17 protein-coding genes are annotated in these 19678 nt (G+C 69.5%); 15 read left to right on the plus strand and 2 right to left on the minus strand.

Features of this window, described 5'->3' with window-relative positions:
* The first annotated feature begins 451 nt into the window (after positions 1–451).
* From dapA to miaB, 11 genes are all read left to right on the plus strand, one after another.
* The gene (gene dapA / locus G447_RS0106460; RefSeq protein ID WP_026430470.1) at positions 452–1348 is read left to right on the plus strand and encodes a 4-hydroxy-tetrahydrodipicolinate synthase; all 897 of its coding nucleotides are present in this window, start codon (positions 452–454) and stop codon (positions 1346–1348) included.
* Positions 1349–1428: 80 nt separating this feature from the next.
* Complete coding sequence (locus G447_RS0106465) at positions 1429–3120, plus strand: ribonuclease J (protein ID WP_005867048.1); 1692 nt, start codon at positions 1429–1431, stop codon at positions 3118–3120.
* Positions 3121–3228: 108 nt separating this feature from the next.
* The gene (locus G447_RS0106470; protein WP_034476637.1) at positions 3229–4137 is read left to right on the plus strand and encodes a PfkB family carbohydrate kinase; all 909 of its coding nucleotides are present in this window, start codon (positions 3229–3231) and stop codon (positions 4135–4137) included.
* A gap of 81 nt (positions 4138–4218) precedes the next feature.
* A complete protein-coding gene (locus G447_RS0106475) occupies positions 4219–7140 on the plus strand; it encodes a DNA translocase FtsK (RefSeq protein ID WP_026430472.1) in 2922 nt (973 codons plus the stop codon).
* 20 nt (positions 7141–7160) lie between these two features.
* Positions 7161–7910: a CDP-diacylglycerol--glycerol-3-phosphate 3-phosphatidyltransferase gene (pgsA, locus tag G447_RS0106480; protein ID WP_005867032.1), complete on the plus strand. Its 750-nt coding sequence runs from the start codon at positions 7161–7163 to the stop codon at positions 7908–7910.
* Between the two features lie 171 nt (positions 7911–8081).
* Positions 8082–8396 (plus strand): helix-turn-helix domain-containing protein, encoded by a 315-nt coding sequence (locus G447_RS0106485; protein WP_005867029.1) that lies wholly within the window; start codon positions 8082–8084, stop codon positions 8394–8396.
* A gap of 2 nt (positions 8397–8398) precedes the next feature.
* Positions 8399–8635, plus strand: a complete 237-nt coding sequence (locus G447_RS0106490) for a DUF3046 domain-containing protein (RefSeq protein WP_026430473.1) — start codon at positions 8399–8401, stop codon at positions 8633–8635.
* A 209-nt stretch (positions 8636–8844) separates the two neighbouring features.
* Entirely contained in the window at positions 8845–9930 is a 1086-nt protein-coding gene (gene recA, locus G447_RS0106495; protein ID WP_005867036.1) for a recombinase RecA, read from the plus strand.
* A 3-nt stretch (positions 9931–9933) separates the two neighbouring features.
* The gene (locus G447_RS0106500; protein WP_005867038.1) at positions 9934–10590 is read left to right on the plus strand and encodes a regulatory protein RecX; all 657 of its coding nucleotides are present in this window, start codon (positions 9934–9936) and stop codon (positions 10588–10590) included.
* Positions 10587–11069 (plus strand): CinA family protein, encoded by a 483-nt coding sequence (locus G447_RS0106505; protein ID WP_026430474.1) that lies wholly within the window; start codon positions 10587–10589, stop codon positions 11067–11069. The genes G447_RS0106500 and G447_RS0106505 overlap by 4 nt, the downstream gene beginning before the upstream one ends.
* Positions 11070–11190: 121 nt before the next feature.
* The gene (miaB, locus tag G447_RS0106510) at positions 11191–12717 is read left to right on the plus strand and encodes a tRNA (N6-isopentenyl adenosine(37)-C2)-methylthiotransferase MiaB (protein ID WP_005867058.1); all 1527 of its coding nucleotides are present in this window, start codon (positions 11191–11193) and stop codon (positions 12715–12717) included.
* Between the two features lie 560 nt (positions 12718–13277).
* Here miaB and G447_RS0106515 read toward each other — a convergent pair.
* The gene (locus G447_RS0106515) at positions 13278–13988 is read right to left on the minus strand and encodes a type III secretion system chaperone family protein (RefSeq protein WP_026430475.1); all 711 of its coding nucleotides are present in this window, start codon (positions 13986–13988) and stop codon (positions 13278–13280) included.
* Entirely contained in the window at positions 13981–14424 is a 444-nt protein-coding gene (locus G447_RS0106520; protein ID WP_005867034.1) for a hypothetical protein, read from the minus strand. Before G447_RS0106520 ends, G447_RS0106515 begins: the two co-directional genes overlap by 8 nt.
* A gap of 59 nt (positions 14425–14483) precedes the next feature.
* On the opposite strand from G447_RS0106520, the gene miaA reads away from it, so the two are divergent.
* The 4 genes from miaA (at position 14484) to G447_RS12050 (ending at position 19565) form a co-directional block, all read left to right on the plus strand.
* The gene (gene miaA, locus G447_RS0106525; RefSeq protein ID WP_026430476.1) at positions 14484–15473 is read left to right on the plus strand and encodes a tRNA (adenosine(37)-N6)-dimethylallyltransferase MiaA; all 990 of its coding nucleotides are present in this window, start codon (positions 14484–14486) and stop codon (positions 15471–15473) included.
* On the plus strand, positions 15466–16533 hold the full coding sequence (locus G447_RS0106530; protein ID WP_026430477.1) for a diaminopimelate epimerase: 1068 nt from the start codon (positions 15466–15468) through the stop codon (positions 16531–16533). The genes miaA and G447_RS0106530 overlap by 8 nt, the downstream gene beginning before the upstream one ends.
* A gap of 1126 nt (positions 16534–17659) precedes the next feature.
* Positions 17660–18097, plus strand: coding sequence for a DUF6318 family protein (locus tag G447_RS0106535; protein ID WP_243442328.1), 438 nt, complete (start codon positions 17660–17662; stop codon positions 18095–18097).
* Between the two features lie 535 nt (positions 18098–18632).
* On the plus strand, positions 18633–19565 hold the full coding sequence (locus G447_RS12050; RefSeq protein ID WP_243442329.1) for a DUF6318 family protein: 933 nt from the start codon (positions 18633–18635) through the stop codon (positions 19563–19565).
* Positions 19566–19678: the final 113 nt, after the last annotated feature.

Raw genomic sequence — 19678 nt, forward strand, 5'->3', positions numbered from 1 at the left:
GGTGGTGGGTGCAAGAGATCATCGTCTGGAGGAGTGCCATGGGCCGCCAATACCGTCATCCTTGCCCTCGCTGAGCGCGAGGACATCATGGTCGCGTGGGGGAACCATGTGGGGGTGAGCGAGATCGCCCGGCCTTGTCGGACGGGACGAGTCCGCGGTGTCGCGCGAGATCCGCAGGGCACCGCAGGCCCACCCGGCCCCGTCGGCTGCCTCGTCCGCAGAATATGGCAGGACCGCCCGGCCTCGTCCTCCGCCCTGGTGCCCTGCGGGGTGGGCGCGTTCCAGTGCTGGTCCCGTCGGCCCTCGACCATGGGTCCCGGCCCCGTCCGCTGAGCGCGGCAGGACTGCCCGGCCCCGGCCCCGGCCTCGTCCTCCGCCCTGGTGCCCTGCGGGCGGTCCGAGGCGCGGAAGTCCCAGACGAGCGCCCCCGGGTAAAGGTATGGTCAAGGGTATGACGATGATTCCCCCAAGGCTCTTCGGATCACTCGCCACCGCGATGGTGACCCCCATGAAGGCGGACGGCTCCCTCGACTGCGAATCCGCAGCGCGATTGGCCACGGCGCTGGTCGACGGCGGCTGCGACACCATACTGCTCTCCGGCACCACCGGAGAGTCCCCCACGACCCACCAGCCTGAGAAGAACGACCTCACCGACGCGGTGCGCGAGGCGGTGGGCGACCGCGCTTTCATCCTGTGCGGTGCCTGTTCCAACGACACCGCCCACGCGGTGCGCATTGCCGAGGGCGCCCAGGAGCACGGAGCCAACGGGCTGCTGGTCGTCTCCCCCTACTACAACAGGCCCTCCCAGGAGGGGCTGCGCGCCCACGTCCTCGAAGTCGCCAACGCCACCGATCTGCCGGTCATGCTCTACGACATCCCCGGCCGCACCGGCATCGCCTTCTCCGACGGCACCTTGGACGCCCTGGCCGCCCACCCGCGGATCAAGGGCGTCAAAGACGCCACCGGGGACGTCGAGACGGGCGTGGACCGCATGCACCGCACTGGCCTGGAGTACTACTCGGGCGACGACGCCCTCAACTTCGCGTGGATGACCGGGGGCGCATCCGGGTTCGTGTCCGTGGTCTCCCACGTGGCGGCCGCACAGTACCGCCGCATGATCGAGCTGCTCGACTCCGACCAGGTGTGGGAGGCGCGCGAGTTGTCCTACCAGCTGCGCCCCCTCGTGCGCGCGATCATGGGCAGCGGCCAGGGGGCCGTCATGGCGAAGTACGCGCTGTGGCTCCAGGGCGTCATCGACGCGCCCGCTGTGCGCCTCCCGCTGGTCGGCGTCTCCGACTCCGAGGTCGAGGCCCTGCGGGCGGCACTGGTCGCCCAGGGCGCGCTCTAGACGCGAATGTGAGGGTTTCGACCCCGGTGAACGAGTCCCCGCGCGATCAAGGCGCCTCCAGGCATGGCAGACTTAAACGTATGAATCCCCTGTACGAGAACCTCAGCGAACCCGCGCCCCTCGAGAAGGGGGCGCTGCGCGTCATACCGCTGGGCGGCCTCGGCGAGGTGGGGCGCAACATGAACGTCCTCGAGTTCGAAGGCAAACTCCTGGTCGTCGATTGCGGTGTCCTCTTCCCGGAGGAGACCCAGCCCGGTGTGGACCTGATCCTGCCCGACTTCTCGTGGATCGAGGACCGGATGGACGACGTCGTCGGCCTGGTCCTCACACACGGCCACGAGGACCACATCGGCGCTGTGCCGTACCTGCTCAAGCTGCGAGGCGACATCCCGATCTACGGCTCCGACCTGACTCTGGCGTTCGTGGCCCCCAAGCTGCGCGAGCACCGTCTGAGCGACCCCGGCCTGAACGTCGTCGCGGAAGGCGACCGCCTGACAGTGGGCCCCTTCGACCTGGAGTTCGTCTCCGTCACCCACTCCATCCCCGACGCCCTCGCGGTGTTCGTGCGCACCAGCGCGGCGAAGGTCCTCATCACCGGCGACTTCAAAATGGACCAGTTGCCCCTGGACCGCCGCCTGACGGACCTGCGCGCCTTCGCGCGGATGGGCGAGGAGGGCGTGGACCTGTTCATGGTGGACTCCACGAACGCCCTGGTCCCCGGTTTCATCACCCCCGAGCGCGAGATCGGCCCCGTCCTGGACCAGGTGTTCAGCGAGGCCACTGGGCAGATCGTCGTCGCGTCCTTCGCCTCCCACGTCCACCGTGTCCAGCAGGTCATCAACGCCGCCCACCACCACGGGCGCCGCGTGGCGCTGGTGGGCCGGTCCATGGAGCGCAATATGCGCATCGCGGAGGAGAAGGGCCATCTGGCCATCCCAGAGGGGGTGGTCGTCGACCTCAAGGAGATCGATCAGCTGCCCCCCTCCCAGCGCGTGTACATGGCGACTGGTTCCCAGGGCGAGCCCATGGCGGCCCTGTCGCGCATGTCGGTCGGCTCCCACAAAACGGTCTCCATCGGAGCGGGGGACATGGTGGTCCTGGCGTCCTCGCTGATCCCCGGGAACGAGAACTCCGTGTACAGGGTCATCAACGACCTCACGCGCCTGGGCGCCCGGGTCGTGTCGAAGGAGAACGCGAAGGTCCACGTCTCCGGGCACGCCAGCGCGGGTGAGCTCATCTACTGCTACAACATCATCCAGCCCAAGAACGTCATGCCGATCCATGGCGAGGTGCGCCACCTGGTGGGCAACGGGCAGCTCGCGGTGAAGACGGGCATCAGCCCTGAGTCCGTTGTCCTGGCGGAGGACGGGGTCACCGTCGACGTCAAGGACGGCGCCGCCCGCGTGTCCGGCGTGGTGCCCTGCGAGTACGTCTACGTGGACGGGCGCTCCATCGGCGAGATCTCCGAGGACGAGCTCGAGACCCGGCGCACGCTGGGCGCGGAGGGCTTCATCTCCATCTTCGCGGTCGTCGAGCACGATTCGGGAACGGTCCTGGCCGGCCCGACCATCCGTGCCATCGGGATGGCCGAGGACGACTCCGTGTTCGACGAGATCCTCCCCGATGTCGCCTCGGCGCTCAAGGACGCTGCCGCCCCGGGCGGGCAGGACCCCTACGTCCTGCAGCAGGCCATGCGGCGCGTGATCGGCCGCTGGGTCGCGCGGCGCCTGCGCAGGCGGCCTATGATCGTCCCAGTGGTGACCGAGCAGTAGCGGCGCCCCCGCGCATCGGCGCGGGTCGCCGGGGACGGACTTCGATACGAGGGGGCATGAGTGGCTGGACGTTTCATCTCGACTCATTCCGTGGCTCTTGTGCTGCCGATGCACATCGCGTACATGCCCGGCAGGGGCGGCTCAGTCCACGCCGACGCCGCGAGCTCGCGCCCGGGCGGCGGCTTCACGACGTTGAGCGCAGCGGCGGCGATGGGTGTCCCCGCCGCGATGGCCTCGCCCCTGGGAACGGGCCCCAACTCGTTCACGGTCCGCCAGCAGTTGGTCGAGGCGGGGGTCAGCGTCCTCACGCCGGAACTGGTCGGGGACATCGGCGTGGTCATCCAGTTGATCGTCGAGGACGGTTCGATGACGTCGGTGGTGACCGCGGGAGTCGAGTCCGAGCCTTCGCGCGCGGTCCTCGACCGGATCATCCTCCAGCCCGGGGACACGATCCACGTCGCCGCTTCCGACCTCACGAACCCGCACTCGGCGAAGGTGCTCTCCGAATGGGGGGCGGAACTGCCCGAGTCGGTGACCCTGGTCGTGTCGATCTCCCCGGCGGTCGAGCAGGTCCCCGTCGAGGCGTGGCGGAACCTGCTGGGCCGGGCGGACATCGTCACCATGAACGTGCGCGAGGCGACAACCCTGACATCGATCCTGGCAGGCTACCGCGGGGGGACGGCCATCCGGGACCTCATGCGGCCCGGGGCCACCACGGTGCGCCGCCTCGGATCCATGGGGTGCGAGCTCCAGGAGGGCCGCGACGCCCCCATCGTCCACATCCCCGCGTTCCAGACGACGACCGCCGACACCGCCGGAGTGGGGGACACCCACATCGCGGAGATGTGCGCGGGGCTCCTGATGGGCTACGAGCTCGCCGACGCCTGCCTCATGGCGAACGCCGGGGCGGCGATCACCCTCTCCCACCCCTCCGCACTGCCTGTCCCCACCCTCCAGCAGGTTGAGGCGGTGCTGGAGAGCGGCGTCGTCTCGACCGTCGTCCCGTTGCGCCCCTGAGGGCAACGCGCGCTGCAAGAAACCGGGTTTTCGGCGCGCCTACAAGGTTTTCCCGTCGTGTGAGAGTAGCGTCAGAGCATCATGGCCAACCAGTCGAACCGTTCCGCGTCCCCTAAGAAGAAGCCCGCCAGGCCCCGTTCCCCGAAGGGCGCGCAGCCGGCCCCCGCCTCGTCGGCCAGTGCCGCGCCGGGCCTGCTCTCCCGCGTGTTCTCGGCGATCGGTCGGGGGGCTGTGCGGTGCGCGGCCGCGTGGAGGGCGACGGACGCCCAGTTCAAGCGCGACGCCCTCGCCTTCGTTCTGGTCGCCATCGCGATAATCGTCGCCCTGCGCGAGTGGTTCCAGGTCTCCGGCGAGGCCGGCGACTTCATCCACCACAGCGCCGCCGGGCTGGTCGGCATCTTCTCCGTGGTGCTCCCCCTGGTCCTCGTGGCCTTCTCCGTGGAGCTCGTGCGCGCCCGCTCGGGCAAGTCCGCCGTGCCCCACCACGTCGCCGGGGGAGTGGGCGTGGCCTTCTCCCTGACGGGCCTGGTGCACGTCTCGCGCGGTAACCCCTCCATCGATCCCTTCGCGGCAGTGGAGCAGGCGGGCGGCATCGCCGGGTGGTTCATCGCGCGCCCCCTGTCGCTGCTGCTGTCGGTGTGGGGCGCCGCGGCGATCCTGGTCCTCCTGCTCCTCTACTCGTTCCTGCTGGCCACGCGCACCCGGGTCGCCGAGGTGCCCGCGCGCCTGCGGGAGGCGCGCGCCGCGCTGGCCCGCAAGCACGGGGCGGACTCCGTTCCCGGGTCCTCGGCTGACGGAGCCCGGGGCACGACGGCGGGATCCACGGCCGACCGGAAGGAAGGCGGGCACGGGGGCCGCCCCGGCGACGACCCGCTCCTCGACCGCTACGACGGCGACGAGTCCTTCCGCATGCCCCACGAGGTCAGCCCCGCCCAGGCTGCGGATGACGACGGGGCGACGACGGGAACCGACGGGGCGACCACGGTCCTGGGGGAGGACGCCGCACCAGCCGTGCGCCCCAGGACAACCCCCCAGGGGGCGCCCACCGAGGTCCTCACCCAGGTGCGGCCCACCATTGCCGCCCCCGAGCCCGACACGGTCCCGGCCCATGTCCCCGAGCCCGACCCCGGGCTGGAGGCCCCGCCCATGACCGAGGCGCCCGCGGGAGGGTTCCAGGCCGACCTCGACGAGTCCATCGCCTACACCCTGCCCGCTGACGACCTGCTGGTCTGTGGTCCGCCCCACAAGACGCGCTCGGCTGTCAACGACCAGGTCGTGCGCGCGCTCGCGCAGGTGTTCGCCGATTTCAACATCGACGCGCGGGTCACCGGGTTCTCACGCGGTCCGACGGTGACGCGCTACGAAGTCGTCCTGGGTGCGGGCGTGAAGGTCGACAAGCTCACCAATCTGTCGAAGAACATCGCCTACGCCGTCGCCTCGGCAGACGTGCGCATCCTGGCCCCGATCCCCGGCAAGTCGGCCATCGGCATCGAGATCCCCAACTCCGACAGGGAGAACGTCGCTCTGGGCGACGTGCTGCGTTCGGGTGCCGCCAGGCGCAACCAGCACCCCTTGGTGGTCGGCGTGGGCAAGGACGTCGAGGGCGGCTACGTGGTGACGAATCTGGCCAAGACGCCGCACCTGCTGGTCGCCGGGCAGACCGGTTCGGGCAAGTCCTCGTTCGTGAACTCCATGATCACCTCCATCATGATGCGCGCCACGCCGCAGCAGGTGCGGATGATCCTCGTCGACCCCAAGCGCGTCGAACTCACCATTTACGAGGGCATCCCCCACCTGATCTCGCCGATCATCACCGACCCGAAGAAGGCCGCCGAGGCGCTCGAATGGGTCGTCAAGGAGATGGACGCCCGCTACAACGACTTGTCGGACTACGGCTTCAAGCACATCGACGACTTCAACAAGGCGGTGTCCCTGGGGCAGGTCCAGGCCAAACCCGGCTTGGAGCGGGTCCTGCACCCGTACCCGTACCTGCTGGTCGTCGTCGATGAGCTCGCAGATCTCATGATGGTCGCGCCCCGCGACGTTGAGGCGTCCATCCAGCGCATCACCCAGTTGGCGCGCGCCGCCGGCATCCACCTGGTCCTGGCCACGCAGCGCCCCTCCGTCGACGTGGTCACGGGCCTCATCAAGGCGAACATCCCCTCGCGACTCGCTTTCGCCACGTCCTCGCTCACGGACTCGCGCACGATCCTGGACCAGCCCGGCGCGGAGAAGCTCATCGGCCAGGGCGACGCCCTCTACCTGCCCGCGGGCGCCTCGAAGCCGATGCGCGTGCAGGGCGCGTGGGTGTCGGAGTCGGAGATCCACCAGATAGTCTCCCACGTGAAGGGCCAGATGGAAGCCCACTACCGCGACGACGTGGTCCCCGAGCAGACTGCGGCGAAGGTCGCGGAGGACATCGGCGACGACTTGGACGACCTGCTGCAGGCAGCGGAGCTGGTGGTCTCGACGCAATTGGGGTCGACCTCCATGCTCCAGCGCAAGCTCCGCGTCGGCTTCGCCAGGGCGGGAAGGCTCATGGATCTGCTGGAGTCCCGCGATATTGTGGGCCCGTCGGAGGGGTCGAAGGCGCGCCAGGTGCTGGTCCCGCCCGAGCGGCTCCCCGAGGTCCTGGCGATGCTGCGCGGCGAGCAGGCGTCTCTGGACGGGGCGGGTACGGCCGCCCCCGCATCCCCTGCCGGATCCCGCCCCGCTCCGGGTTCCATCGCCCCCGCTCCCACTAAGGCATCCAGTGCTCCCGCGGCTGCGGGGCCCACTCCGGGCGCTGCCGCCGAGGCCGGGGCCCCGGGCGGGCGCAGCGCCGACGAAACACCTGGTGGCGCTGGGGACGGCGGCAGTGCGGGGGCGGTGGGCGGCGTAGCCGATTCGCCCAACAGGGGCAAGGACCCCTACGCTGGAACCGACTTCGGCGGTTCGGCGCCCGACTGGGTCGATGAGGAAGCGACTGGGGACGAGGACGCTTGGCAGCTCACAGGACGCTGAGCACAGTGGAAAGAGGCGACGTGAACGACAACGTATCGCGGGTGCAGACCCGGCGGATCTCGAATTTGAACGTGGCGAATGCGCTCACGGTGACGAGGATCGTCCTGGTGCCCGTTTTCATCTACCTGGCCCTGAGACCGTCGTACCTGGAGCGTCTGCTCGCCTTCGTGGTCTTCGCCATCGCGGCCATCACCGACAAGTTCGACGGCCACTTGGCGCGAAGCTGGGGGCTCATCACGGACTTCGGTCGCATAGTGGATCCCATCGCCGACAAAGCCCTCACTCTGTCGGCCTTCGCCCTGCTGTCGTGGCAGGCCGTGCTGCCATGGTGGGTGACGATAGTCATCGCAGTACGCGAGCTCGGCATCACCTGGCTGCGCGCGGCGTTTCTGCGCCGAGGCGTCGTGGTCGCCGCGGCCTACGTGGGCAAGGTCAAGACGCTCCTGCAGATTCTGGCGCTGGGCACGCTGCTGATCCCGTGGGACTATCTGCCGGTGCTCGACCCCGCGTACACCTGGTTGGCGGAGGCGCTGGTCAGCCTGGGCCTTGCGCTCACCGGAGCGGCTCTGGCCGTCACGGTCTACTCGGGCATCACGTACATCGTCGACGGCATGCGGATCAGCAAGGAGTTGGACGCCCAGGCCGACGACGAGGACCAGGCGCACAGCAACGGGGAGGGCGCCTGTGATGAGGACGACTGCCCTTCCGAGCAGGACACGGATGGCCCTTCGCAGCAGCGAGTTGCGCGCGGGGCAGCGTCCCAGGATTGAGTCTAGGTGGCGCAATTTACAGACGAGGGGTGCCGAGGCGTGGAATGCGCACATGATCGGGGGCGTTGCACCACTATGAGCATTAATAGAAGCCACCCGGACCGCCGTCGCAGCGGTCCGATGCGCGGTACGGACATGCGGTCGGTTCCGATGAGCCGCTACAGTAAAGGTATGGAAAAGAAACCGCGCGAAACCGCACTGCTGCGCACGGAGCTCGGAGACGTCCTGCGCGGTATCCGCCAGCGCCAGGGCCGGACCCTGCGCGAGGTCTCCTCGGAGGCCCAGGTGTCGCTGGGGTACCTGTCCGAGGTGGAGCGCGGACAGAAGGAGGCGTCTTCCGAGCTGCTCGATGCTATCTCCCATGCCCTGGGGGTTCCCCTGTGGTTCGTGCTGCACGAGGTCTCCGACCGTATGGCGGTCGTTGATGGCGCAGTCGTCCCCGACGCGGTTCCCGACGACATTATGTCGGTCGCGTTGATCTCCTGAACGTGAAGCACTCGGAGTTCTACGAAGCGGTCGAGGCCACCTTCGGGTCGGCGCTCGGCCGCTCCTATGTCACGGATCTCCACCTGGCGGAGCTTGGGGCCACAGCGGCCGAGGCGCTCGGCGCGGGCACCGATCCCGACCGGGTGTGGGATGCCCTCACGCGGGAGACCGGCCGCGAGGACGCGCGCTGGATCCATCGCACCGACCCCGTCCGGCGACGCGGGGGCACTGACCGGTAGATGCGGCGTGTCGCCGCGCCATCGAACATGTGTTCCATATAGTCTGTCCACCGGTGGCTCCGGAGCCCGCGCCGCGTCCACAGGCGGTCCGCGGGCGTTCCGCAGACGCGTATGGCCGCGCGTATCGTCATTACGCCGCCCCGGAGAGGGGAGGCGTCATCGGCCAGAAGGACAACGGGTCGGAGAGGCCCACGGAGAAAGGAACGCCCATGGCTGCCCGCAAGAGCACGGCATCGCGCACGGTGGAGAATGACCGCAACAAGGCCCTCCAGGTCGCGCTGTCCCAGATCGACAAGCAGTTCGGGAAGGGGTCGGTCATGCGCCTGGGCGACGATTCCCGCCCGCCCGTCCAGGTGATCCCCACGGGCTCTCTGGCCCTCGACGTCGCCCTGGGCATTGGCGGCCTCCCCCGGGGCAGGGTCATCGAGATCTACGGGCCCGAGTCCTCGGGCAAGACCACGGTCGCCCTGCACGCCGTGGCGAACGCGCAGAAGGCGGGCGGCAACGCGGCTTTCATCGACGCTGAGCACGCCCTCGACCCGGTCTACGCCCGGGCCCTGGGGGTGGACACCGATTCGCTGCTGGTCTCCCAGCCCGACACTGGCGAGCAGGCCCTGGAGATCGCCGACATGCTGATCCGCTCGGGCGGCATCGACATCATCGTCATCGACTCCGTTGCCGCGCTGGTGCCCAAGGCGGAGATCGAAGGCGAGATGGGCGACTCCCACGTGGGCCTCCAGGCGCGCCTCATGAGCCAGGCCCTGCGCAAGATCACCGGCGCGCTCTCCGCGACGGGGACGACCGCGATCTTCATCAACCAGCTCCGCGAGAAGATCGGCGTGTTCTTCGGCTCCCCGGAGACGACCACGGGCGGCAAGGCGCTGAAGTTCTACGCTTCGGTGCGCATCGACGTGCGCCGCATCGAGACCCTGAAGGAGGCGGGCGCCCCCGTGGGCAACCGCACCCGCGCCAAGGTCGTGAAGAACAAGATGGCACCCCCCTTCAAGCAGGCCGAGTTCGACATCGTCTACGGCAAGGGGATCTCCCGCGAGGGCTCGATCATCGACATGGGCGTCGATACCGGCATCGTGCGCAAATCCGGCTCCTGGTTCACCTACGGCGACGACCAGCTGGGCCAGGGCAAGGAGAACGTCCGCCAGTTCCTGGTCGACAACCCGGCGCTGGCGGGGGAGATCGAGCAGAAGATCCTGGTCGCCCTGGGCATCGCCGAGGCCCCGCCCGAGGAGGCCTCCCAGGCGCCGTCCGTCGATCCCGACGAGGACGCGGGCTTCTGAGCCATGGAAGCCTACCAGGACCAGGAGGAGGACCCCGGGGCCCCGGAGCGCCCGGGGCCGGGGGAGGCGCGCGAAGGGCGGCCCTCCCCAGCCGAGCGGGCCCGCCTGATGCGCGAGCGCAACGCCGCACTTGAGGGGCCGAGGGCCGTCGAGGCGGCGCGCGAGGTCGCTCTGCGCCAGCTCGACACGCGGGCGCGGTCGCGGCGCGAACTGCTCGGCGCCATCGCGTCGCGGGGCTTCCGTGACGGGGTCGGCCAAGAGGTGGTCGCCCGGCTGGAGGCGGTGGGCCTCGTGGACGACCGCGCGTTCGCCCGGGCGCTTGTGCGCGAGCGCTTCGCGGCGCGGGGAAGGACCGGGCCCGCCCTGGTCGCGGAACTGCGGCGCAAGGGGCTGGACGGGGACACGATCGACGAGGCGGTGTCCACGATCAGTGCGGACGACGAGTACGACAGGGCGCGTCGGCTGGTGGAGGACAGGGCGCGCTCGGTGCGCGGCATGCCCCGCCGGGCCGCCTACCGCCGACTGGCGGGCATGCTCGCGCGCAAGGGCTACGGCCCGGACGTGTCCGCCCGCGCCGTGTGTGAGGCGCTGGACGCCCTGGGCAGCGGGGACGGCGAGGACGGGCCGTGGCAGGACGGGGAAGCGGGGTGGGGCGCATGAGGACCGAGGGGGTCGCCGCCCTCGTCGGGGAACTCGCCGCCCGGGGCTTGAGCATCGCCACCGCCGAATCGCTCACCGGGGGCGCCCTGGTGGCGCGCCTGGTCGACATACCCGGGGCCTCCAGAGTCGTGCGCGGGGGAGTGTGCACCTACGCCACGGACACGAAGGCCTCCGTCCTGTCGGTGAGCAGGGAGCGCCTGGAGCTGGTGGGCCCCGTCGACGAGGAGGTCGCCAAGCAGATGGCCTCCGGCGCGCGCGCACTCTTCGGGGCCGACATCGCCCTGTCCACGACGGGGGTAGCCGGCCCGGGCAGCGCCGATGGCCACGAGGCGGGAACCGTCCACGTGGCGTGCGCGGCCCCCGGGGGCGCGCTGCACCGCCTCGTCCGCATACCCGGCGACCGGTGCGCCGTGCGCGCGGGAGCCGTGGACGCCGCCCTGGCACTGCTGCGTGAGGCGCTGGACGGGGGACTCCTTTGACAAAGGGGGCGTTCCCATATTCGCCTCCTCGGACGCCGCTGTGGCGCGCTGTCCCCGCGCCACAGCGGCGCGGAAAGGCCCCGGCGGGGCGGAGCGCGCCAATGCCGGTAGACTCCAGGCGATGAACCCGCACAATCCCCCCGCCCGGCCCCGCACCTACGCGGTGCGCACGCTGGGCTGCCAGATGAACGAACACGACTCCGAGCGCATGGCCGGCCTGCTGGAGCAGGCCGGACTGCTGCCCGTCGACCAGGTGCCCGAGGCGGCGGCCAGGGCGACCGACGCGGGGGACATGGGCGCAGACGTGGTCGTCATCAACACGTGCTCGGTCCGGGAGAACGCAGCGACCCGGCTCTTCGGCAACCTCGGTCAGCTGGCGGCGGTCAAACGCGACCGCCCCGGGATGCAGATCGCTGTCGGCGGCTGCCTGGCCCAGCAGATGCGCGACGGCATCGTCGAGAGGGCGCCGTGGGTCGATGCCGTGTTCGGCACCCACAATATCGACGTGCTGCCCGCGCTGCTGCGCCGCGCCGAGCACAACAGGGCCGCAGCTGTCGAGATCGAGGAATCCCTCAAAGTGTTCCCCTCAACGCTTCCTACACGCAGGGAGAGCGTGTACGCGGCGTGGGTGTCCATCTCCGTGGGCTGCAACAACACGTGCACCTTCTGCATCGTCCCCCGCCTGCGCGGAAAGGAACGCGACCGCCGCCCCGGGGAGATCCTGGCGGAGGTCGAGGCGGTCGCCTCGCAGGGAGCCATCGAGGTGACCCTGCTGGGCCAGAACGTCAACTCCTACGGCGTGGGCTTCGGCGAGCGCCGGGCCTTCGCGGACCTGCTGCGCGCGGTGGGCGGGGTCGAGGGCGTCGAACGGGTGCGCTTCACGTCCCCGCACCCGGCGGCCTTCACCGACGACGTGATCGACGCCATGGCGACGACGCCCACAGTCATGCCGAGCCTGCACATGCCCCTGCAGTCGGGGTCGGACAGGGTGCTGCGCCAGATGCGGCGCTCGTACAGGCGCGAGCGGTTCATGGGGATCCTCGAGCGGGTGCGCGCCGCGGTCCCCGCGGCGGCGATCACCACGGACATCATCGTCGGCTTCCCCGGCGAGACGGAGGAGGACTTCGCCCAGACGCTGCAGGTCGTCGAGGAGGCGCGTTTCGCCTCGGCGTTCACATTCCTCTACTCGCCCAGGCCGGGAACGCCCGCCGCGGACCGCGAGGACCAGGTCCCGGCGGATGTGGCGCTCGAGCGGTACAAGCGCCTCGTCGCACTACAGGAGCGCATCTGCGCCGAGGACAACGCCGCCCTGGAGGGCGCTGGGGTGGAGGTGCTCGTCTCGGAGGGCGACGGGCGCAAGGACGGCGCCACCCGCCGCATCACCGGGCGGGCCCGCGACAACAGGCTGGTCCACGTCGGACTACCGGACTCCCTGTCCGGCGCCGACAGGCCCCGACCTGGCGACATGATCCGGGCGAGCGTCACCCACGGCGCCCCCCACCACCTGATCGCCGACTCGGGCCTCGAGGGAGGGCTCTTCGAGATCCGGCGCACCCGCGCCGGCGACGCCTGGCAGGCGGGCCGGGACGCGGCAGAGCCAGGAACCGGGGTCGCCCTCGGCATGCCCACTGTCCGCGTCGGCGGCTGAGGGGCCGGGGGGCGCTGACGCGCGTTATCGGCACCAGCGCGCGTTATATCCCCCTCACGGTGTCGACAACCCCCTCACGGTGTCGACAACGCGCGTCCACACTCGCGCCAGAGCCGGTCCCCAGCCCGGCTTTCCTCTGGGTTGTGTGCCCCTCCCCCGGGGTACGCACACAAGGACCCTAATTTACGTAACACGCGCCGCACACAAGGGCGGAATCAAGCCCTTGTGTGCGGTGTTGTGTTTCCTAATCCTGTCCCTTGTGTGCGACATCTAGAAGGAGTGAGGGGTGGGCCCTCGGGCAATGGCGGCTCCGCGCCCGCGGGCCTTGGAGGCGCGCCCCAGGGGAACATGAAAGCGCTGTGACTGGAGCCGCAATGCTGTAGCGTTGTCCTATGGCGGTCATCACTGCGAAGTGGTGGTCGGCCTTCGGGACTGCTCCCGGGAGCGAGGACCGCGCAGAGCCCCCAATATAAATGCGATCCTCCGCCGAACACGTGCGGGGACGCGGCACAGCCGCGCCCCCACACGAGTCGGGCGAAACAACCGGGAGCAGTCCGCCCCTACGCCCCGTCCTCTCGGGCATGTGCGGACGGCTCGGCCCTCTCCTCATCGGCAGCCGGAACCGGTGCGGGCTCCGCGCCGTCCTCGGCGGCAGCGGGGTCCGGCTCGGAGACGGCCCCGTTCTCGTCGGAAGCGGGGGCGGACTCGGATCCGGCCCCCTCCTCGTCGGAGGCGCCGCCCGTCCCGTCCCCTCCGGCTTGGGCGAGTTCGCGCGCCAACGACAGGCCGACCACAACGCCGCGACGGATCATCGCGTGGATCTGACGGTCCGACATGCCCTCGCCGACGAAGAAGCGGCTGGCCGCGACCAGCAGCGGCTGCCCCGCCTCGGGGACCGGGAACACAGTGGGCTGCAGGTGGGCGGCGTTCCAGTCGTTGGCGATGCGGTCGAGGTCGGCCAGCTCCGCCCCCTGCACCAAGAGGCGCAGCTCGACCTGGGCCCACGGGCAGTCCGCGGGCTCGCGGTGGATCTGGAAGTTCCCCTCCTCCACCTGCGTGGCCGCGACGAACTCGGAAGTGGCGACCGGCAGGCCGTCGCCCTCCAGGACGGCGGCGATGCGCTCGATGGTCACGGGTTGGACTTCGGTGCCCCACTTGAGCGCGAACTCGTCGGGACCCGGGCCCCCCGCTGCCGGGGCGCCCTGCTCGGCTGCCCCGGGGGACGCGGCCGACTCGTCGCCGTCGAGGGTGAAGGACTTCCACTCAGGCATGATCGGCCTCCTTGGCCCACTGGTCGGGGAACGCTATGTCGAGTTGGTTCATCATCGCGATGGTGGCCATGAGGAACTGGGAGACCTCGGCGTTGAGCTGCGCGTCTGACGCTCCGACCACCCAGTTGAACGTGTGCTGCATGTGCAGAGTGATCGTCCCCTGCTCCGTGGGGGTGCTCACCACTTTGGGCAGGTAGGTGGAGGCGTTGAGGTTGCGCACCGCCTCCGCCAACTGGTCGGCGTGCTTCGCGTCGAAGGACCGGGGGTAGTCGGCGACGCCCTGGCCGGGATTGTCCTGGGGGACGGCGATCCGCACGGTGCGGGCGGGCAGGATCACGGCGACCTGCTGCTCCGCGACGAAGGGAATGAGGCCCGTCGCGGCCACGGCTTCGCACACGCGCGGCAGCGTGACGGGAGGAGTGTCTTGTGTGCTCATGCGCCCAGCCTATCGGCACGTGGGCGTCCGGCGGTAGGACGTGCCCATACACTGGAGCCATGAACCAGCCCGATCCGCGCCCCAGCGACCTCGTCATCGCCGTCGTCGGCCCCACTGCCTCGGGCAAGTCCGACGTGGCGCTCTCCGTCGCGCAGCGGGCCCCCGCGCGCCTCGGAGCCCGGGGGGCGGGGGAGTTGGTCTCCGCAGATGCGCTGCAGCTCTACCGGGGTATGGACATCGGCACCGCGAAGACACCGGAGGGGGAGCGCCGTGGCATCGCCCACCACCAGATCGACGTGCTCGACGTGCGCGACGAGGCGTCCGTGGCCGCCTACCAGCGCCACGCCCGCGCCGACGTGGAGGGGATCCACGCGCGCGGGGGAGTGGCGGTCGTCGCGGGCGGGTCGGGGCTCTACCAACGCGCCCTGCTGGATGTCATCGACTTCCCGGGCACGGACCGGCGGGTGCGGGCCCGCCTGGAGGCCGAAGCGGCGGGGCCCCTGGGCGCGCGCGGACTCCACGAGCGGCTCGCCCGCCTCGACCCCGATTCGGCGAGGCGCATCGACCCCCGTAACGCGCGCCGCATCATCCGCGCTCTGGAGGTCATCGAGGTGACTGGGCGCCCCTACTCCGCGCACATGCCCCGCCATGAGTTCCACCGCCCTGCCGTCATGGTGGCGCTGCGCCGCGACTGGGAGGAGCTGGACCGGCGCATCGCGGCCCGCACGCGCGCCATGTTCGACGCGGGCCTGGTCGAGGAAGTGCGCGCCCTCGAGGGGGCGGGGCTGCGCGAGGCGAGGACCGCCTCCCGGGCCACCGGGTACGCCCAGGCGCTGGCCGTCATCGACGGGCTCATGGGGGTCGACGAGGCCATCGACTCGGTCGCCCTGGCAACCCGGCAGTTGGCCCGCCGCCAGGTCAAGTGGTTGCGACCCGATCCGCGGGTCGTGTGGCTGGATGCCGCGGGGGACGCGGAGGACGTGGCGTCCCACGTCCTCGACATCGCCGAGGCGCGGGCCGCCGGTGGGGTAGCGTTGCACCATGCGTGACTTCCCCCTGCCGCGCCGCGCCCGCCTGGTCAAGGCCCACGGGTGCGGGAACTCCTTCGTGGTCGCCACCGACGCCGACGACTCCCACGACCCCGGGGCCGAGGAGGTCCGGGCACTGTGCTCCCAGGCCTTCGGCATCGGCGCCGACGGCTTCATCCGGTGCGTGCGCTCCGGTGGCGCGTGGTTCATGGACTACCGCAACGCTGACGGGTCGAAGGCCGAGATGTGCGGCAACGGCGTGCGCGTGTTCGTCGACCACCTGCGCCGTGAGGGCCTGGTCCGCCTCGCCCCGGGCGAGTCCTTGGACGTCCTCACGCGCGGCGGCAAACGGACGGTGGCGCTCGTCGCCGAGGCCGGGGGTGGCGCCGTGGAGGGCTGTGGTGCGGGTGGCGCCGCGAACGGTGCCGCGGGTGGCGGCGCGGAAGATGGTCCTGCCGAACGTGGTGCTGTAGGCGATTGCGCTGAGAAGGGCGGCGCTCCGGACGGTGTTGCACACGGTTGCGCTGCGGAAGACAGCGCCCAGTACAGGGTGGACATGGGGCCCGCCTCCAGCCCCGCGCGCGAGACCGTCAAGGTCTCCGTCCCCGGAATCCCAGGCGTTCTGGGCGGCATCTGGGTGGACATGCCCAACCCCCACACGGTGGTGGCCTTGGACTCCCCGGCTGCTTTGGAGGGCGCGCAGCTGCCCGCGGTGGACGCGGCGCGCGTCGCCCCGCAGATGCGCCCCGCATACGAGCCGGAGCCCCATGAGGGCACCAACCTGGAACTCGTCGTCGACCTCACGCGCGAGAGTGATGAGGTGGGGCACCTGCGGATGCGCGTCCTGGAGCGGGGCGTGGGGGAGACCATGGCCTGCGGCACCGGCTGCTGCGCGGCGGCCGTCGCGACGGCGCTGCGCCGGGGGCCGGGCGCCCCCGCCACGTGGATCGTCGACGTGCCCGGGGGTAGGGTGCGCGTCGATATCGACGGAGTCATCGACTGGGACGGGCCCGGGCTCACCGGGGCGCCCGTGTTCCTCACGGGGCCCGCCATGCGCGTGGCCGAAATCGTCATTCCGTAGGGTCGTTGTCCTTCCGGATGTGCCGGTGGGTCCAGGGGGAGTGCGGATGGTCCCGCAGGCTGTTGTCGCTCTGAGCGGGCCGGTGCATTCGAGGCCGAGTGGCCGGTTCTGGGAGGTCGTTGCCAGGTGGGCGCCCCGGGTCCTATCCGAGCGCTCCTTGCGGAGTGCTTCCCGCACACAACGTCGGTGTTTCCGCAACACACAGTCGCACACAAGGGCGTGATTCTGCCGTTGTGTGCGCCTCGGTGTTGCGTAAATCAGGTCCTTGTGTGCGGTTCTGGCAGATCGGATGGAAGCGGACGGGGTCGTCGTCCAACAGGTGCGCGCGGAGGAAGGAAATGAGGTTACGCGGTAAATAATATGGTGGGGTGTGCCCCAATTCTGTGGGTGCTGGTGTCGGCTTTCCGTTGAGAAGTGGTTGGAAACCGGCAGACCGGGAGCTGAATCGGGCGCCGGTGGTGACCCTTGTGTTGGCAACGAAAAGTCCCTTGAACTGGGCTCGTGCTCGTTGGTCGAAGGGCCCCTGTTCGACCACTGGCGATTCGGTGCGGCGTTTGTGCAGCTCAGCTGCCGTTCGACACGCCGAGGGTCATGGAGCGCCTAGCGCCATCAGGTGCATTGGGACGGATTCGGCTGGACACGTCAGTCCTCCCCGCCATCAGCGCCGTCAGGGAGTGCCTAGCACCATCAGGTGCATTGAGGTGCCCTTCCGGGTGTGAGCGTTGGCCTGGGCCTGTCGGTGGCTGCTTGGAGTGGTGGGTGTTGTGTGTTTTGTGGATCTGTTTGTGTTCTGGTGTGTGGGGTGGTTGTGTTCAGATCGTGGTGGGGGTCTGGTGTTGGGGGTGTGTGGGGGTTACTATCGGGGTGAGTGGAGCCGCTGTGGTGGTTCGAGGTTCGTCACGAGGATGTGGTGTTGGTGGGAGTGTTGCCTGGTGTTGGGCGTTGTTCTGGTGGGCGTTGTCGGTTGGGCGGCGTGTGGTGGGCCGTGTTGGCGCTGTGTGTGTTGGGGGTGTCGGCGTGCTCGGGCGGCGGTGGTGCGGATGCTGAGGGCCCGGTGATGAGTGGGGATTATTACGTGCAGTCGGATGGGTCGTTGCGGCGGCCCAGTGGTGTGGGGGAGTTCCCGGTGCCTGATCCTCTGGTGGGCGAGTATTCGGATGCGGGGGCCGAGGCGATGGCCTCGTACTACTTCGAGACGGTGGCTTACGCGTGGAATGTGGGGGATCCTCGCGCGTTCACGGATATGGTGGCCACCGGGTGCCAGGCGTGCGCGAACACGGCCAACGACATCACCTCCGTGTATGCCGATGGCGGGTGGGCCGCCAAGGCGAGGGCGTCGGACTTCCAGGCCTCCGCAGTCGGGCGCGTGACCGACGAGCAGGCCTACGGGGATGAGACGTACGCGGTGGATGTGTCCTTCAGTGAGCGCACGCCGGATGTGTACACGAACGGGACTTTGGTGCCTGGGGTCGAGCGTGCGCGTGGGGCGCGGGTGCTGGTGGCCTGGGATGGTTACTTCTGGCGCGTTGTGGAAGTCGAGGGCCAACCGCAGGAGGGATCATGACCATTAGTGGTGGTGGTCGGGGGCTCGGTGGCGGCCCTGCGGACGTCGCGCACCGTGCGGGGACCGGGGGCTCGGAGCGGCGGGCTCTTGGGGGTGCTTCTTGGGGCCTGCTTCTTTCCCTGACGGATGGGATGGTTGTGCACAGATCATGGTGGGGGTCTGGTGCTGGGGGTGTGTGGGGCGTTACCATCGAAGGTGAGTGAAGCGGGCCACTAGTGTGGGTCGTTCTTGGCACGAGGATGTGGTTCCAGTGGGAGCAGATGATGCCGCCTTGTCCGATGGTGGGCGCGGGCTGGTTGACGAGGCGGGCGCCGGCGCGGTTGCCGGTGCCTCTGGGTCCGGCGGTGGAGGCGCAGCAGTTTCTTCTGGCGGGGTGTTAGGCGGCGGAGCGGTGGGCGATCCACCCGGCGGAGGGCTCGGCCGCGGCACCGCTTCCAGTCCCGCTGGAAATGCCCCAACGAGCAGCGCGCATCCTCTTTCCGATCCTGATGGGGGCGCTCTGCCCGAGGGCGCCGTGGAAGCCAGAGGAGTGGGTTTGGCGGGTCGGAAGGGGCAGCGCAGCACGCCCGCCGGGCCGGGCGGTGGCCCGTCCACCGACGATCAGTCGGCTGACGGTCCCGCCGACACCGACCTGTTCGCTGGAAGTCCCGTTGATGACCTGCCCGCTGATGGTCCTGTTGATGACCTGCCCGACGGTGGTCCTGCCGGCGACTTGCCCGATGGCGGTGGTGGTGGGATGTCGCCTGTGGTGCGTGAGTATGTGGAGGGGTTGCGTCGTGAGGCGTTGGCTCGGGATGCGGCGTTGCGGGCGCGGGGGATCGACCCGTACAAGGGGACTCCTGTGGATGAGGGGCCCCGTCGGCGGTGGGGCGCGCGGGCGCTGGCGGTGTTGGTTGTTCTGGTGGCTGTGGTGTCGGTGGGGGCGTATGTGGTGTTCTTTAGGGGGGAGCCGGATTATGGGATGAGTCATGGCTACCAGGTCCAGTCCGATGGGAGTTTGAAGCGCCCGCCCGTCACCGACAAGGCGCCAGTGCGGCCCGCGGCGATGAGCAAAGGCGACGAAGCAGGAGCGGCGGCCGCGGCCCGCTACTACCTCAACGCCTACTCATACGCGTGGAACACGGGGGATACTGCCCCGATTAAGGCAATCAGCGACGAAGAGTGTACCTTCTGCCAAAGGGAAATTGCGCAGATTGATGAATTCTACTCTAACGGATACTGGGCTAAGGGAACCTACGCGAGTATTACGAATACTGACTCTATTGATCGCGTCTCCGATGATGCGGCCGATACTGCCATTTACGACGTTCAGTTTCACATTGATGAACACACGCCGGAAGGATATTCAAGCAAAGGGTACGAAAGTGGGAGCAGGTATGACACGATCATCAAGTTCCGTGTCCAGTGGAAGGAAAATGAATGGCAAGTCGTTGACGGGAGGGCAGCAGATGCTGACGCCGTCAGCTAAAGGCGTGTTCAGGGCGGCAGTATGCGCTATTGTCGTTTCTCTTGCAATTGTGTCTCTTGCTCGGCCAGCGCTTGCTGATGATCCGACTCTCGATTCAGTGCGGCATGCCACAG

The sequence above is a fragment of the Schaalia georgiae DSM 6843 genome (assembly GCF_000429245.1).
In the GTDB taxonomy this organism is placed as follows: Bacteria; Actinomycetota; Actinomycetes; order Actinomycetales; family Actinomycetaceae; genus Pauljensenia; species Pauljensenia georgiae.